Below are 14,933 nucleotides of genomic sequence, written 5' to 3' on the forward strand. Positions count from 1 at the left end.
CTTATACCTATGTCGAAATCGATTGCCTTGTCACGCATACTGGCGGCAGGTACGATCTTGCCGTTGTTATTCTTTTTTGTTCCCGCTATCGCACAGGTAAACTGGCCATCGGGTCAATTGTTGCCTTCGTTTCCCACGCCTGCCTCCACACAGGATCTTATATTACTTCGTGAATCTTCTTCGCGCTGGGAAGCGGAAGGCGGTTCCATCAGTCACAATACAGGCCGGCTCGAAACGGATGGCTGGCTTTGCCAAACCGGTATCGATGCGGCCAACCAGCATATGGTATTTGGGCCATACGTGACCAATATCCCTGCTGGGCCCAATGTGGCGGAGTTCAGGATAAAGACCGACAACAATACGGCCAACAACGACCCCATCGTCGATATCGATGTGCGGAATGCCACATCGGGCGCTATCCTGGCTGCGCAAACGATCACCCGCCAGCAGTTCACGGCGGCGGGCAGTTACGTCAATTTCACCTTGCCTTTTACGCTGTCAGGCGATAACCAGTCGCTGGAGTTACGGATCTATTGGCGCGGCGCTGCCTATACCAAGGTCGATTGGGTGGGGGTACAGCAAAATGCCTCGTCGGCGGAGATGTACCTGTTTGCCTCCTTGAAAGGGATTGTGAATAGGGTACAGCCACGAATCTTCAGTTACGAAGGTGATGCCTTTGCAGAAGGACAATACACCTGGCTGCAATCGCTCGGCATGAGCTGGAATGAACCGGCCGATAAATGGAGCCTCATTACTAAATACCGTAGCGAACTGTTGGGGGTGATCGTGTATGATCCCGCGCAAACGGCTACGATCAACCTGGCTACCACCCTGACCAAAGACCGGAAAGCATTGGTCGCTTCACCGGGATTGTTATCACGATTAACAGCTGCTCCGTATAATCTACCGGTGGTTCTCGACCTGCGTGGCCAGTATACCAGCAAACTGCAGGTATACCAGGCATTGTACAATACTTATTGGCCCACGATCGATCACCGCTTGCTGATCGGGTTAAACCCCGATGTACACAAAGCGGCGCTGCGTGAATATGCTACCGCGCTAGGCGCTGCTACGATCTGGCTCGATCCCAATGTCGCCGCCGAAAGTACCCTACTTAATAGCTTCCTGTCGTCCATGCCGGTTGGCGCCAATTATATGGGATGGTGGCCCGAAGAAGCGCCCGGCGTACAAAGAGGTTCTACCTATGGCATCAGCACCATTGCGAGCGACTGGTGCAGCAACCTCACCATGCACAGCGGAACATCGCGTACGATCAATATTACACCGGCGCCTTCTAAACCAACCTTGCAGAATAAGATCTATGTGGCCTTTGTCTTAAGCGATGGCGACAACCTGCAATATGTGGAGCACCTGATGCGCAAGCTATGGAACAATGCCGATCGTGGTACCGTGCCAATGGGATGGACCTTGTCGCCCGCGATGGTGGATGCCATGCCGTCGGCGCTCAATTACTACTGGCAAACGGCGACTGTAAATGATAACCTGATCTCGGGGCCATCGGGCTATGGATATGTGTACCCGAATAATTTTCCCAATCAAAGTATACTCGATCAGTTTGTGTCTAAATCAGAAACCTATAACCGGAAAGCCGGATTGCGGGTACTCACGATCTGGAATACGATCACAGTCGGCATCAACCAGAATGTGGGACAAAGCTTTGCCGCCAATGCACCCTCCATGCTGGGGCTTACCGCGCAAAATACAGGTGGGGGATTAACGATCTACAGCTCATCGCTGCCGGGGCAGGCCTTGTCGTGCAATTATTGCACCGGCGAACAGGCGATGAAGGATCATATCGCGACGGCTGCTGCTGGATGGAATGGTACGTCGCCACGGTTCGTCATCATCCAGGCGCAACCCTGGACGAACGTAACACCGACAAGTTTTAAGAATGTGGCCGCATCGCTCAATACCAACTATGTGGTGGTGCGCCCCGATCATTTGTTCCAGTTGCTGCGGCAGGCCAATGGTTTGCCGGTTGATCCGGGACCGAAGGGGCAGGATATTACGGACCTGGGGGGCACGCTCACTGCACAGTATCAAACGGGATCACCCACTGGCGAGGAATACGGCAAGTTAATTGATAATAATACAAGGGCAAAATACCTCACGTTCAATGCCAGCGGCTGGGTACAATTTCAAGCCAATAGTTCATATGTTGTAAATGGCTATTCCATTACCTCGGCCAATGATGCGCCCGAGCGTGATCCGCTCAACTGGACCTTGCAAGGCTCCAACAATGGCACAGGCTGGACGACGATCGACACGCGCACGAACCAGGATTTTCCGAATCGGTTTCAAACAAGAACGTTTACGATCAGCAATACCACGGCCTACACATATTATCGCTTCAACCTGACCAACAACAGCGGAACGATCCTGCAGTTGGGCGAGTTCGAGTTGTTTGGTACGCCGGCCAATGCGAACCTGATTGTGATGCGACGATAGACGTTGAGGCGCTGCCTGAGAAACATTGCTTATAGAGGCGCTGCGGATGTAAATGATAGCGGGACGGCCGATATTGCCGTGCCGTAATTAGAAGGTTATTTTTGCACTAACCTGTAATTTGTCGGTATAGCGCGTAAACTCCACGTCGCAAAAAGTAACGGTTGGATCGTAAGTTGGCCCGCTCACCAGGATAGTGCCGCCAGATGCATACCAGAAGGCGCCGTTATTATCGATGATGACAGTGACATTGCCTTTTTTCTTATCACCATTCCAGGGTACGATGGAGTAGAGGCCTGAACCGGGGTAACCTCCATAAAAATTAAATACCAGGTCATAGTTACTTCCTGTTGCTTCTACTTCGTAATAAGAAGTCTCGTTAGAGCCGTTTGCATAAAAGAAAGAAACACCGTATGTGGGAGAAAGCTGCATGTAATTATTGCGCAGGTTACAGCTTGGTGTTACCGGCGTTACGCCAATCGAGTCGGTTTGAGCAGTATACAGGCATCCATCTTTGGTAATAATATCTACGGTGTACTTGCCGGCGTTGGCGGCAGATGGATTGCTGATCTGCGGGTTCTGTTCGTTGGAGTAAAACTTATTTGGGCCCCGCCAGCTGTATAAATGAACATTATCGATGCCATTGGCAGTGAGCGATATGCTTCCATTGGCATTTTTACTTACGGAGGCCTGGGCTTGTTTAGTGCCGTCGCAATGTTCAAAGTCTTTCGAAGAACAAGCGGCGAGTAAAACAGCTATTATCGTGATGGGTATAAGTTGTTGCAAGGTCGGCATGTGAAAGTGTTTGTGAGGGACAAGTTTAGGTGAGTTGACGGATGCTGCGGTAGCCGCTTACGGTTTGGCTCCAAAAACGATCCCATATGTTATTTGCAGGTACAGATTACCTTCGGCGTTACTGGGACCGGGTCGCAAGCCCAGTTCAATCAGGCATTTGGCGCCGAAATTCCTTTTGTACATACCTGTAAACTGATAACCTACACGGGCTCCTAACTTGTTGACCGGCGTGGCCGACAGGTCGAGCCGTTGCGGAAGGTGTCCCTTTGCCTGCTTCTGCGTGGGGTATTCCAGCGAATGATAATAGATCATATCCTGAAACTGCAGCTGATGGGCATAGAGCAGATCAAAGAACACATCAGTCTGTGATTTTTCCTGACGCCGTCCCGTATACCTGTCGTCGTCGAGCGTGATCTTCATATCCCGGAAGGTGGTGAGGGCAACTCCTATCACGGCGATATTGGATTGCATCATAGTATTTCCTTTGTCAAGGTTTTCGGGCCGCAACGTATACACTTCACCCTGGTAGTTGTAATTGAAGGCGGGGGTATTCGTTTCAAACGCAATTCCGTTTTTGGTCTCAATCATTCTCTTGTCTACAACATATCCCAACCGGCCGGTAACTGCTTTCAATACAGTGCCGCTCACACGGCTTACGGCAATGGAATTACGGTCTGCCTTGCCAAGGGTGATATGGTAGTCGTCTGTTTTTTCCCAGGAACTGATGGTGGGCGAGAAGAGGAGATGAAAGCTGCTGCTGGGTTTCACGTTTACGGCTGTTCCATAACTAACCCAATCTTCATTGGGCTCGCCTTTGTGATTTTCGCCGCCAATATTATCGGCATAGGCAAAATAGTAGCCACCGCTGATGCGCAGGAGGCTGCGCCAGGTATAGAAAAATTCGGCGGCGCCACCAATATTGAGGTTCAGACCATGCACGTCGAGATAAGCCGGACTCACGACGATACCGAAAATACCGGAATTGGCGGGTTCGTTGCGTTGAGGTTCGTAATGAATGGTCCTGTCCGATGAAGCGAAGGGTGATGGAGGAGTCACTGTGGATCTCTTGTATTGTGCGGAGACAGTGCCCGGCAGGCACAGTGCGCCTATCAGGAGGCAGGGGATCAGTTTTGTCATGTAGGGTACGGGTTGGTTAGGTGCTATCGTCGTTCGATGGACGAATACTCCTATAACGCGCTCGGATAGATGGATATTGCAGGGACACTGCAAGTGACTCGACCGTGGTTGGCGATAGGTGCAGGGCTCGAACCTGCGTCCATCCGGTAAACGAGCCGGACGTTCTACCACTGAACTAACCTATCTAATTGTTTCCGGGAGTAAAGGGTTTTCCCTTCTTTCCTGAATAGTATTTATGTTTTTTCAATACGGTTGCAAGATAGGGACTACTGATTGCTACCCCATGAACCAGCTCGGGGGTAGGCTTAAAGGCAACAATACCATGGATCCTTGGCGTGATCCAGCCGGATTTTATTGGATCAACACCCGCTTCCTCACAGGATTTTTCAACCAATGCCTTGTTGCAGATGGCTGTGTCCTGGAAAACCTGCCAGGGCAATGGTAGCTTTGCCCAAACGTCGGTATTGGGATCGAGGTCTTTTCCACTGGCCCGATGCCAGGCAGCCACATCGGCTGCCATCAGGCGAAGTACTTTACCAAAACAAATATCTTCCAGTATGGATTCGAGGCCCATCGAATATATAAGATTCATCCAATTGTCCCGTGCTTTGTTCCAGGCTCCGGCCGTATTGTTCCAGGTAGTGGAATCATTGCCTCTTTTAACGATCATAGTGCGGTGATTAATATCGTTGCCTTGCCACAATTCTTCCAAAAGCGCCGCAATATCCTGCAAAATGGAAGTCCACTTTCCCAGAAGAATACCTTTTTGCTCATCGTCCAGGTGATTGAGCACCTGCTCGCTCACATAGCAATGGGCAATTGCCCACCAATTAGCCGGCATCGGAGAGGATTCCTTAGAACTGGTTGCAAGCAAGTCCGAACGATGGTGTTGGCTACTGCATCTTTTCAGCAGCATATCGCAGATCTCGTCGAAGGGGCGTTCCTGCTTTTCATTGGTGAAAATACTTCTGACATTACAACGGGCAGTGTAGTAAGCGATAAAGCAGGCTGAATTAACATCCTGTAAAAATTCACCCAGGTTAATGGTATGCGCGAGCCCGTGTTTTGATATCTTCTGGAACTCGATCTTCCTGTTTTCCTGGATGAAGTTGGTCAATTTACGCTCAAGCCGCTTCAGTAACCTCCATTTTTTGTTGTAGTTCCGTTTGGATACATCCAACCCAATCGTTTTGCGTTGTTCTTTGTTCAACCGGTCGGCTTTAAAGTCATTTTCCCCAACCTGCTTATGTATAATTGGCGATACAAACTTTATGAACCTTTCGATGTTTGTCGCATCGTTGTAGTCGATTGCTGCTGGTTGATTCAACTTGAACAGCCTTATTGCTGTTTCGACCTGCTTGCCGGCACCGACAGCTGCTGCAAAAGTCTGCAACATGGATGTGTACGAGAACATTTTTCGGGCAAGGGACCCTTTGGCAGCTTTCATCAGTATACTGCGCTCCTGTTGATTAAGGTCTTTATCCAGCAGGGAAATGATCATTTCTGCTACGTCTTCAGGACGTCGCCGTTCATTAAGCGTTACATGTAATTGTTCAATGCTGCTCATCCGTTAGAGTACCTGATGCTGTGCGATAAAGAAACGAAATAATCGGATGCAATCGTATATTCATGGAAGATTCGTTGTGGTTATAACGTATAATGCTGCGCGATCTTACAATAAGTTTTAATATGCTGACAGACGAACAGGTCATTTCCCTTGTTGAAAGGGAACTGCTGGAACAAACAATGGGTGCTACTGAACAGTTTCTGGCTATTCATTCCCCCGTATTGGTTGAAGGAAAGCCAAAAGTCGATCGTATCGATAGGGAGCGGGAGGGCCGTATTGTCGTGTACCTTCCGGTGCTGGAACAACAATTCTACTTTACTTTTTATATCAATGCTGAAAAAGGGGAGATCACGGGCATGGATACCGAGGCCTGGCAAAGGGTGTATTTCCGCGCAACTTCAGAAACAATGTCGGCCGATGATTTGAAAGCTATGACCCGTCTGATGGTAACGAATTGGTGGAGTAAGGGAGACCTGAAATGGAACGGAAGATCAGCTCATAAATACAGCAATATTGAAATTTTGAGCAATCCGGAACCGGATGCGTTCGAAGACAAGCTGAAAAAGTTATTGGACTATCTGTTGGAGGACGCAGAAGGTATCCGCCACCTGGTGCGCCAGGCCAAAGGCTACATCCAGGTGGCGACGGATTTTCATTTCGGTAATGGTATGCTGGGAGGGCCCTTCCTGTCTGCCGAAGCGATCCAAAAAATGGCAGCCCTTGGACTGTCCATCTCCTTCGATCTGTATGTGTGGGGAGAGCCATTCCGGGAGGAATGAGCCGGCAGTCTGTCATATTGGGGAGAATCCCTTAGCTGGGTTGTCGGTCTGCTAATTGGGAAATATTCCTGTTTCGCCCACCTGAATGCCCGGAACCCTATCTTATGGTAAAATAATAAGATTTTAGCCTATTGGGTTAATTATGAATTAGTTGAGTTCTGTTTCGTGCCGTCGGCCCACCAAATTTATCCGCATCTCGTAAGCAGAAATTCCCGATTTCGTAGCCACTTTTCCGCTTTGCGGAACAATTTTGCAGCCTCAAAGTAATGGTTATGGTTCGTCAGGCAAGCATGGTTGGTTCAAAACGGGTTCTTTCAAGCGTTCACAGCGCAACTTCACACCCTATTTCTTTCCCTATCCAAACTGTTGCCGGTGCCTGCTAAAAAATTCACTTTCAAAAAACCGGCGGGCGTACTTCACCTGTGGATGGGTTTGGCCTCGGGCCTGGTCATCATCATCATCGCGCTTACCGGCGCCATCTATGCGTGGCAGCCCGAACTGTCTGAAGCATTTTATTCGCACCTGCATGTTAAGGCCCAGGAAAAGCCTTTCGTAGCCTTATCTGTCCTCAAAGAAAAAGCAGAGGCCGAGCTGCCGGGCAAAACCATAAGCCGTATCTCCTTTGCTGGCCGCGACCATTCGGTAGGGGTGAGCTTCAACAACAAAAAGGCCGGCTACTACTACATCGTTTACATGAACCCCTATAGCGGCGAGGTGATCAAGGTAAAAGACATGGACCGCGATTTCTTCCGCCAGGTGTTGAACGGTCACATGCACTTGTGGCTGCCCGATCCCATCGGTAAAAACATCGTTGCCTTCAGCACGTTGATCTTCGGACTCATCATCGTTACCGGCATCGTCATGTGGTGGCCGCGTAAATGGAGCAAGGCAGCGCGCAAGCAAAGTCTCTCTGTAAAATGGGATGCTTCACCCAAACGCCTCAACTACGATCTCCACAACGTGCTAGGATTTTACGCTTCCTGGATCATGTTGTTTGTGGTGCTCACTGGCCTCGTTTGGGCCTTCGAGTCGGTCCGAAATACAGAATACTGGATGTTCAGCGGTGGCAAAACATTCCCCGCCGCCGATAAAGCGAAATCTATAAAACCGGCAGTCGCATTGGCTGATAATCCCCTGGATAAGGTAGCCGCTCAAATGAACGCCCGCTATCCTAATCCCGCACGCATGCAATACCTGCTGCCCGCGAACGACAAGGGTGTGATCACCGTGCGTATGTTTCCTGAAGAAAAACGTTCCTTCAACGGCGACTATTTCGCCTTCAACCAATACACCGCGGCCGAGCTGCCGGGTGCCGCCCGTGGCAAATACGAAGAGGCCAATGGCGGTGAAAAGGCCAACCGCATGACCTTCGATATTCATACCGGCATGATCGGTGGATTACCCCTGCGGCTCATTGTATTCTTTGCTGCATTGGTGACCGCTTCCCTTCCTGTAACCGGCTTTTACATCTGGTGGGGTAAAAAGAAAAAACAAAGCAAGCCTGCTGCCCGCAAATCGCCAGCCATACAGCAGGTGCGCGAAGTGGAACTGGCTTAGGAATAGAACCCCAATAATAGATTTAGTATGATGCAACGAGTAATGTTGTTCCTGCTCTTAGTGAGTGCTACACTCCAAATGACTGCCCAGGACGTTCGAACCGGTAAGGTGATCGGCCAGGTGCAGCGGGAACAGGGTGGTGGCGTGCCACACGCAACCGTGGTGCTGAAGCAGGGCGCTACCACGATGACAGATTCTGCCGGTTATTTTGAACTGAAGTCCGTCCCGGCCGGTAAGCAAACGCTCATCATCAGCGCTGCCGGTTACACAACCCGCACCATTCCGGTGCAGATACAGGAAGGCAAAGAAGCTTTCATTGGCATACAATTAAGCGCCGAAGGTTTCCTCAACGAAGTGGTGGTTACCGCTGGTCGTAAACCCGAAAGTATCCGCGAAGTGCCGTCCTCTGTTACCATCGTGCAGGCAAAGCAGATCCGGGAACAGGCAGCCATCAACCCCTCCATTACTTCTATACTCGGTAACGTGGTGCCCGGATTGGGCACTTTTACCAATAAGGCAACCAACTCGGGGCAAACGCTTCGCGGCCGCTCCGTACTGGTATTGATCGATGGTATTCCGCAATCTACCCCGCTGATGAATGGCAGCCGCGACCTTCGCTCCATCGACCCCGCCATCATTGAAAGGGTGGAAGTGATCAAAGGCGCCACCTCTATCTATGGCAATGGATCGGGCGGTGGTATCATCAACCTGATCACCAAAAAAGCCGAAGGCAGCAAAGCCATCAGCGGCGAAACCCGCATCGGTGGTGATGGTAACCTCGCCCATAGTGACAATACCCTCGGTTACCGTTTCTCGCAAACCTTTCATGGCACCATCAAAAAGTTCTCCTATGTAGTGAGCGGCGTTTATCAACGTACGGGCGCTTTGAAGGATGCAGATGGTAATGTGATCGCGCAGCCCGATGGTTTGAGCGAAACCAGACTCTTTAACGGCTTCGGTAAAGTGAGCTACCAGATCACCGACCATCAATCGGTAACCTTCTCATACAACTTCTTCCGCAGCCGTCAGTATGCGGAATACATTAACAAGGCTGGCAAGTATGGAGTCTATCCTGCATACGGTGAAAAGGGCGACGATCCCGGCGATCCGGCCGGTACGCCCCACAGCCATAACATGTACCTCACGTACCGCGCAACAAAATTGCCTTTGCAGAGCAGCCTGGAGCTGACTGTATACGATCACCGCTTTCAATCATTGAACCGCTACGTGGAGAAATCGAACAGCTGGTATGGTCCGGGTCAAACGTATATTCAATCTTATAAACAAGGTGTTCGCGCCAACCTCAACACGCCCTGGAAAACCAAGTGGCTCTCGGGCGATGTAACCTACGGGCTGGATGTATTGAAAGATCGTACCAACCAGGTGCTCACCGACGGTCGCGTTTTTGTACCCGATATGCGCATGCACAACGTGGCTCCTTTTGCGCAGGTGAAGGCCGATTTCCATGACCTGGTGATCAAAGGCGGTATCCGTTACGAGAACGCTATCATTGAAGTAAAAGATTTCAGTACCATCGCTAAGGGCGCTAACGGCGAAGGCAGCATCGCCATTAAAGGCGGCACCTTGAGCTACAACGCAACCATGTTCAATGTGGGCATGCGCTACAATAAATGGGCCTTCTTCAGTCCCTTTGCCAGCTTCTCGCAGGCATTTGGCCTGAACGAGTTGGGACGTGTATTGCGCACAGCTAAGGAGAACACCTTGGATCAGATCACCACCGATCCAGTAGTGACCAACAACTACGAAGCGGGTTTCAGCAACCAGTGGGGACCCGTAAGTTTTACGGCCTCTTATTTTGTGAGTACTTCGAAACTGGGCGCCAACCTGGTCGAAGAGAACGGCATGTTTGTAACACAACGTGAGCCGGAGCGTGTACATGGATACGAATTGGTAGCAGAGGCAAAGGTGCTCCATAACCTCCGGGTGGGTGGCAGCTACTCCTATGTGGAGGGCAAATCCGAAAACGCCAGCGGCACCAAGGTGTACATGAATGGCGAGCGCATAGCTCCTCCCAAAGCAACGGGTTTCATCAATTACCAGCCTATTACGGCGTTGAACCTGCAACTGTCTACCGTACATACCGGCAGCCGGAATCGGTTTGTGCCCCGCAGCAATGGGGTATACGGACTGAGTGAAGGACCGGTGAAAAACGTTACCTATTTTAACTTCAACGCAGGGTATAATATTACCTCCGCCTTTAACCTGGCGGTGGGTGTCGAGAACCTGTTCAACCAATCGTATTATCCGCCGCGAAGCCAATACCGTGTACAGGACCTGGAATATGTACAGGGCAATGGCGCGAGGCTGAACCTGAGCATAGGGTATAAATTTTAACGCTGATGCAGGCGTGGCGAATGGCCCGCTGCCGGTTGCACGACTGGTAGCGGGCATTTGTTTTTTGATCGCGATTGCCAGCATAGTGGCAGGTGGAAGACGCGAAAAGATTTGTTGACGTCCCCGAACAACCGGTTGCGTGGAAGCGGCAGCTCCGGGCTGGACGATTTATCCAGTATAATCGACCGATTTGTCGGGTAGGTGTAAAAGGTGTAGAAGGTAGCTTTAGCGACATCTTTTAACCAAAACCTGACAAATGAAAAGCGCTACTAATTGCTTTCTAACGCTTGTATTGCTATGTTGCCTCACGGGATTGCAGGCCAAGGCCGATCCCCCTAACACCATGATCAATCGCACTACCTGGGAACTCACCCAGGTGCCCGGTATTGCCACCGAAACAGGCCGGTTGAAATTCTCCCTGCAGGTGGCCGACTTTGAGCCCACCGGCGTACGGGCCACCGCTAATACCACGCTCACCATTTTGGTAGAACAACTTAGTGGAACCGACCTTCCCAAGCTCATCATGGGTACCTACGACCGGCAAACGGTGACAACCTATTCGTTGACGGCCGGCGTCAATACCATTACCAATGTCAACGGCGGCGACCTGTACCTGCAGTTCTCTTCCGCCACGCCCTCGGCCCAAAACAAGGTGCGCGTCACTTTTCAATCGGGCTACCAGCTAATGCCGCTGTACATCCAGGGCGTTACCACGCATACTGATTGGTTGAACATGCTGGCGGCCGATACCACCTCACCCAATGCCACCCTGATCTCCGAAAGGGTATTCATCGTGGTATCTCGGATAAAGGCCGTTGAATACCGAAATGAGAACCAGGATACCCTGCTGCGGTTGATGGACAGGGTCATGGAAGCGGAGAACGCGATCAGCGGGCTCGACAATAGTTCACCCGTACATGCACCCATGTTGCGCAACAAGATCATGATGCTGGAAAAGGCAAGCGGCAATCCCGATGCCACTTCATTGGGCCGCGTACGCATCCCCACCGGCAGCATCAACTGGATACTTTCACCGTCTTATATCCTTAATTCGGGTGGGTGGGGTGTGTTCCATGAACTGGGCCACCATCATCAGCAATTTTCCTGGAGCTGGTCTACCTGTATTGAAGTAACAGTAAATATTTATTCACTGGCTGCCAAGCGGGCCATCCATCCTGGCCAACAAGGCGCCAGCGCAAGTGACTGGAATACGATCATGGAATACCTGGCTTTACCGCAGGCATCGAAGAATTTCAATGCCAGTAGTGTGGCCTTGTTTACCCGGCTGGGTATGTTCAACCAGTTGTGGCTTGCCTACGGCGATGGTTTTTACCATACCCTGCACAAACGGGTGCGCGAAGAAGCGCCTGCGCCTAGCGGTGATGCGGCGGAGATGCGTTTGTTCATGTTGATGTCCTGCCAGATCAGCGGTCACAACCTGGGCCAGTTCTTTCGCAACTGGGGGCTCAATGTGAATGAAACGGTATACGATGAACTGAATGCGCTGGGGTATCCTGCACCACCGGTTGATCCATCCACCTTGCGCGAAGACCTGGTGGCTACGATCACCACACCGGCCAGCAATGCTGTCTATCCTGCCGGCTCAGGTGTGTCGCTCGCCGCAACGGCATTTGGACGCTCGTCTATTCAGAAAGTAGCTTTTTACCAGGGCAATACATTGATTGGAGAAGATAGCACAAGGCCGTTTACCCTGGATTGGAACAATGCACCTCCGGCCAGCTATTCGCTCACGGCAAAGGCCTATGCCGCCAATGGCGATTCGGTGACCTCACCTGCCGTGAGTATTACGGTCGAAGCAGTAACGCTCACTTCGCCAGTCAACAACAGTTCGTTTGCAGCAGGAGCTGTGGTGCCTTTACAGGCCAACGCATTTGGCGCCATACAAAAAGTCGATTTCTATGCCGATAGTGTATTGATCGGTTCTTCATCAACGGCGCCCTTCAGTTTTGCCTGGCAGGCCGCTCCCGGTACCTATCAATTGACGGCGCTGGCGATCAGCCTGCAGGGCGATACGGTCCGTTCATCAGGTGCCGGCATTGTTGTGGGTGGTAAGTTTCCGGTGGCAGACGCTTATGTGCGCGATGCCAGTTACGCTGCCATTAATTACGGCACTGCTTCCACGATCGTGGTGAAGAAGGATGGCAATAGCGGATTCAGCCGCATTAGTTACCTGCAATTCAACCTCGATAGTATTGTGAACCCAGGTGTGGCCACCTTACGCCTCAACCTGGCCGGTGCCGGCAATACGATCACGAACACGCAATGGCTGGTGTATCGTTGTGCCAATGATAACTGGACCGAGACCGGCATTACCTGGAATAATAAACCCGATACCGTATCGCTGCTGGCGGCAACACCCGGCAAGAAGACCGGCTATGCGGAATGGGATCTCACCGGTGCGGTAACAACTGAGCTGGCAGGTGATAAGTTGCTGACGCTGGCGGTTGTATCGGCCGTTGCCGGACAAACCAATGATGCATCCTTCTATGCGCGGGAATCGGTTGTTCCTGCATTGCGGCCAGTATTGCTGTTGAAGGATACGGCTGCGCCGCAGATCACGGCACCCGCTGATCTTACCGTCTATACATTGCCTTTTGGTACAACGGCGATTGTGGAAACGGGTATGGCGACGGCGGCAGACAATACCGGAATAGCCAGTATCGTCAGCAACGCACCAGGGGTGTTTTCACCGGGCACTACCACAGTAACCTGGACGGCGACCGACTTTAGTGGTAATACGGCTACGGCCACGCAGCTGATCACGGTGCGTATTCCCCAAAGTAAGTTCAGCGGCGTTACAGTATCGGCAAGCGCTGCTCATGCACCCGATAGAAAGGTCGACCTGCAGGCTCAATTATTCCGCAATGGAGAGCTGGTAGCCAGTGGAGCGCTGCTCAGTCAGTCGTTTGCGGGAAGTGGCTTGCCGGTAGCGCGCGAGTTGACGATTCCCCTGACTGGTGATAGTGTGGCGTATACACCGGGCGACGAGATCGTATTGAAGGTGCTGGCGCGCAAAGCGGGCAATAAGGATTTTAAATTCAACTTATGGTATGGTGGTGATTCCACCTACGGTAAAGGCGGTAGTCGTTTGCATCGTTATACGCCGGCATATCCCGATGGTCAATATTACTTCCTGCGCGAGCAGTTCCTGTTATCTCCCGCCATGGGTCATCAGGTTGCTCAAATTACCCGTACGGTGACGGGTGAATACCAGGAGATCGGCAGTTGGTCAACAGCACAAAGTTCTATAATAACCGGAACCACCCAGGAAGGAGGCACGATCGCTGAAGTACGTGTTGGCAAAGCGGCCGGCGCGTTTGGGGTGAAGGTATTTCCCAATCCTTCTTCCGGCCAGTTTACGTTGAACATTCAGCAAACGGAAGCACAGCCTGTGTTGGTCGTTGTGAGAAATGTGGCTGGTCAATTGGTGCAGCAATACCGGGTAACAGGTGGGCAATCGCTAACGATCGGTGCCGACTGGAAAGCAGGAATGTACGTGGCGGAAGTATGGGCAGCCGGTGAGCGCAAGCTGATCAGGCTGGTGAAACAATAATCTCTTTTACTATCATGATGAACGGGTGCCCGACGAGGGCACCCGTTCTTTATTGGGTACGAAGGTTGGAATACGGGATAGGCTTATTTAGCCCAAAGTGCTGCATAGAGGGGACCAAGTGGGGTGGGGCAGGAGCTGGTAATGCGCCTTCTGTAGCCCTGGTTGATGAGGCTGGTGTTGATGTTTTGATAGGTCGAATAATTTAAACCATGGCGTGCCTGCCAGGCGGGTTGGTTGTCGACCTTATCGAAAATGACGCAATAGCTGGCCCGGCCATTGAGATAAGCCACGTTGATATCTGTGGGCATATAACCCTGGCGTGTCCAGGTTTCGAACTCTCTTTGGTAAGCACCGCCGGTGATGCCATGACGGGCTACCCAGGGCGTAGTAGAAGGAACTCTTTCAAACCTCCCCCAAAATCCCAGTCGGGGTGTTTCGCCGGGTTGATAATCGATCACCTGCAACGCTTTCGACCAGATCTTGATGGGCCGGTATCCATGCGACACCAGTTTATTGAACTGTGTCTGGTATTCTGCAGACGTGAGGTTGTTGAGTTGGGTTTGTTGTGTTTGTGTGAATCCGTGTGCGGTAAGCAAGATCACCGCCAGGCCGAAAACCCTGTGGATCTGTTTCATGGCTGATGTTTTAACGTGTTACAAAAATGAATAGAGATCGGCAGCACTGCATCGCCTATTGAATGAAC

At 51.3% G+C, this 14,933-nt stretch carries 9 protein-coding genes and 1 tRNA gene; 5 read left to right on the top strand and 5 right to left on the bottom strand.

Annotated elements, in window-relative coordinates:
- Positions 1-9 precede the first annotated feature (9 nt).
- Positions 10-2,469: a discoidin domain-containing protein gene (locus P2H89_RS30040; RefSeq protein ID WP_275834182.1), complete on the top strand. Its 2,460-nt coding sequence runs from the start codon at positions 10-12 to the stop codon at positions 2,467-2,469.
- An 87-nt stretch (positions 2,470-2,556) separates the two neighbouring features.
- Here the strand turns inward: P2H89_RS30040 and P2H89_RS30045 are convergent, their stop codons facing one another.
- The 4 genes from P2H89_RS30045 to P2H89_RS30060 all read right to left on the bottom strand — a co-directional run bounded on the left by P2H89_RS30045 (position 2,557) and on the right by P2H89_RS30060 (position 5,965).
- A complete protein-coding gene (locus P2H89_RS30045) occupies positions 2,557-3,261 on the bottom strand; it encodes a hypothetical protein (RefSeq protein ID WP_275834184.1) in 705 nt (234 codons plus the stop codon).
- A 57-nt stretch (positions 3,262-3,318) separates the two neighbouring features.
- On the bottom strand, positions 3,319-4,398 hold the full coding sequence (locus P2H89_RS30050; protein ID WP_275834186.1) for a hypothetical protein: 1,080 nt from the start codon (positions 4,396-4,398) through the stop codon (positions 3,319-3,321).
- 109 nt (positions 4,399-4,507) lie between these two features.
- Positions 4,508-4,583, bottom strand: a tRNA-Thr gene (locus tag P2H89_RS30055).
- Positions 4,583-5,965, bottom strand: a complete 1,383-nt coding sequence (locus tag P2H89_RS30060; RefSeq protein ID WP_275834188.1) for a hypothetical protein — start codon at positions 5,963-5,965, stop codon at positions 4,583-4,585. The genes P2H89_RS30055 and P2H89_RS30060 overlap by 1 nt, the downstream gene beginning before the upstream one ends.
- A gap of 122 nt (positions 5,966-6,087) precedes the next feature.
- On the opposite strand from P2H89_RS30060, the gene P2H89_RS30065 reads away from it, so the two are divergent.
- The 4 genes from P2H89_RS30065 to P2H89_RS30080 all read left to right on the top strand — a co-directional run bounded on the left by P2H89_RS30065 (position 6,088) and on the right by P2H89_RS30080 (position 14,230).
- Positions 6,088-6,744 (top strand): DUF4279 domain-containing protein, encoded by a 657-nt coding sequence (locus P2H89_RS30065; RefSeq protein WP_275834190.1) that lies wholly within the window; start codon positions 6,088-6,090, stop codon positions 6,742-6,744.
- Positions 6,745-7,116: 372 nt separating this feature from the next.
- Entirely contained in the window at positions 7,117-8,301 is a 1,185-nt protein-coding gene (locus tag P2H89_RS30070; protein WP_275834192.1) for a PepSY-associated TM helix domain-containing protein, read from the top strand.
- A gap of 27 nt (positions 8,302-8,328) precedes the next feature.
- The gene (locus tag P2H89_RS30075; RefSeq protein WP_275834194.1) at positions 8,329-10,656 is read left to right on the top strand and encodes a TonB-dependent receptor; all 2,328 of its coding nucleotides are present in this window, start codon (positions 8,329-8,331) and stop codon (positions 10,654-10,656) included.
- Positions 10,657-10,912: 256 nt separating this feature from the next.
- Positions 10,913-14,230 (top strand): M60 family metallopeptidase, encoded by a 3,318-nt coding sequence (locus tag P2H89_RS30080; RefSeq protein WP_275834196.1) that lies wholly within the window; start codon positions 10,913-10,915, stop codon positions 14,228-14,230.
- An 83-nt stretch (positions 14,231-14,313) separates the two neighbouring features.
- On the opposite strand, the gene P2H89_RS30085 is transcribed toward P2H89_RS30080, so the two are convergent.
- Positions 14,314-14,865: a hypothetical protein gene (locus tag P2H89_RS30085; RefSeq protein ID WP_275834198.1), complete on the bottom strand. Its 552-nt coding sequence runs from the start codon at positions 14,863-14,865 to the stop codon at positions 14,314-14,316.
- Positions 14,866-14,933: the final 68 nt, after the last annotated feature.

The sequence above is a fragment of the Paraflavitalea sp. CAU 1676 genome (assembly GCF_029223285.1).
Classification (GTDB): Bacteria; Bacteroidota; Bacteroidia; order Chitinophagales; family Chitinophagaceae; genus Paraflavitalea.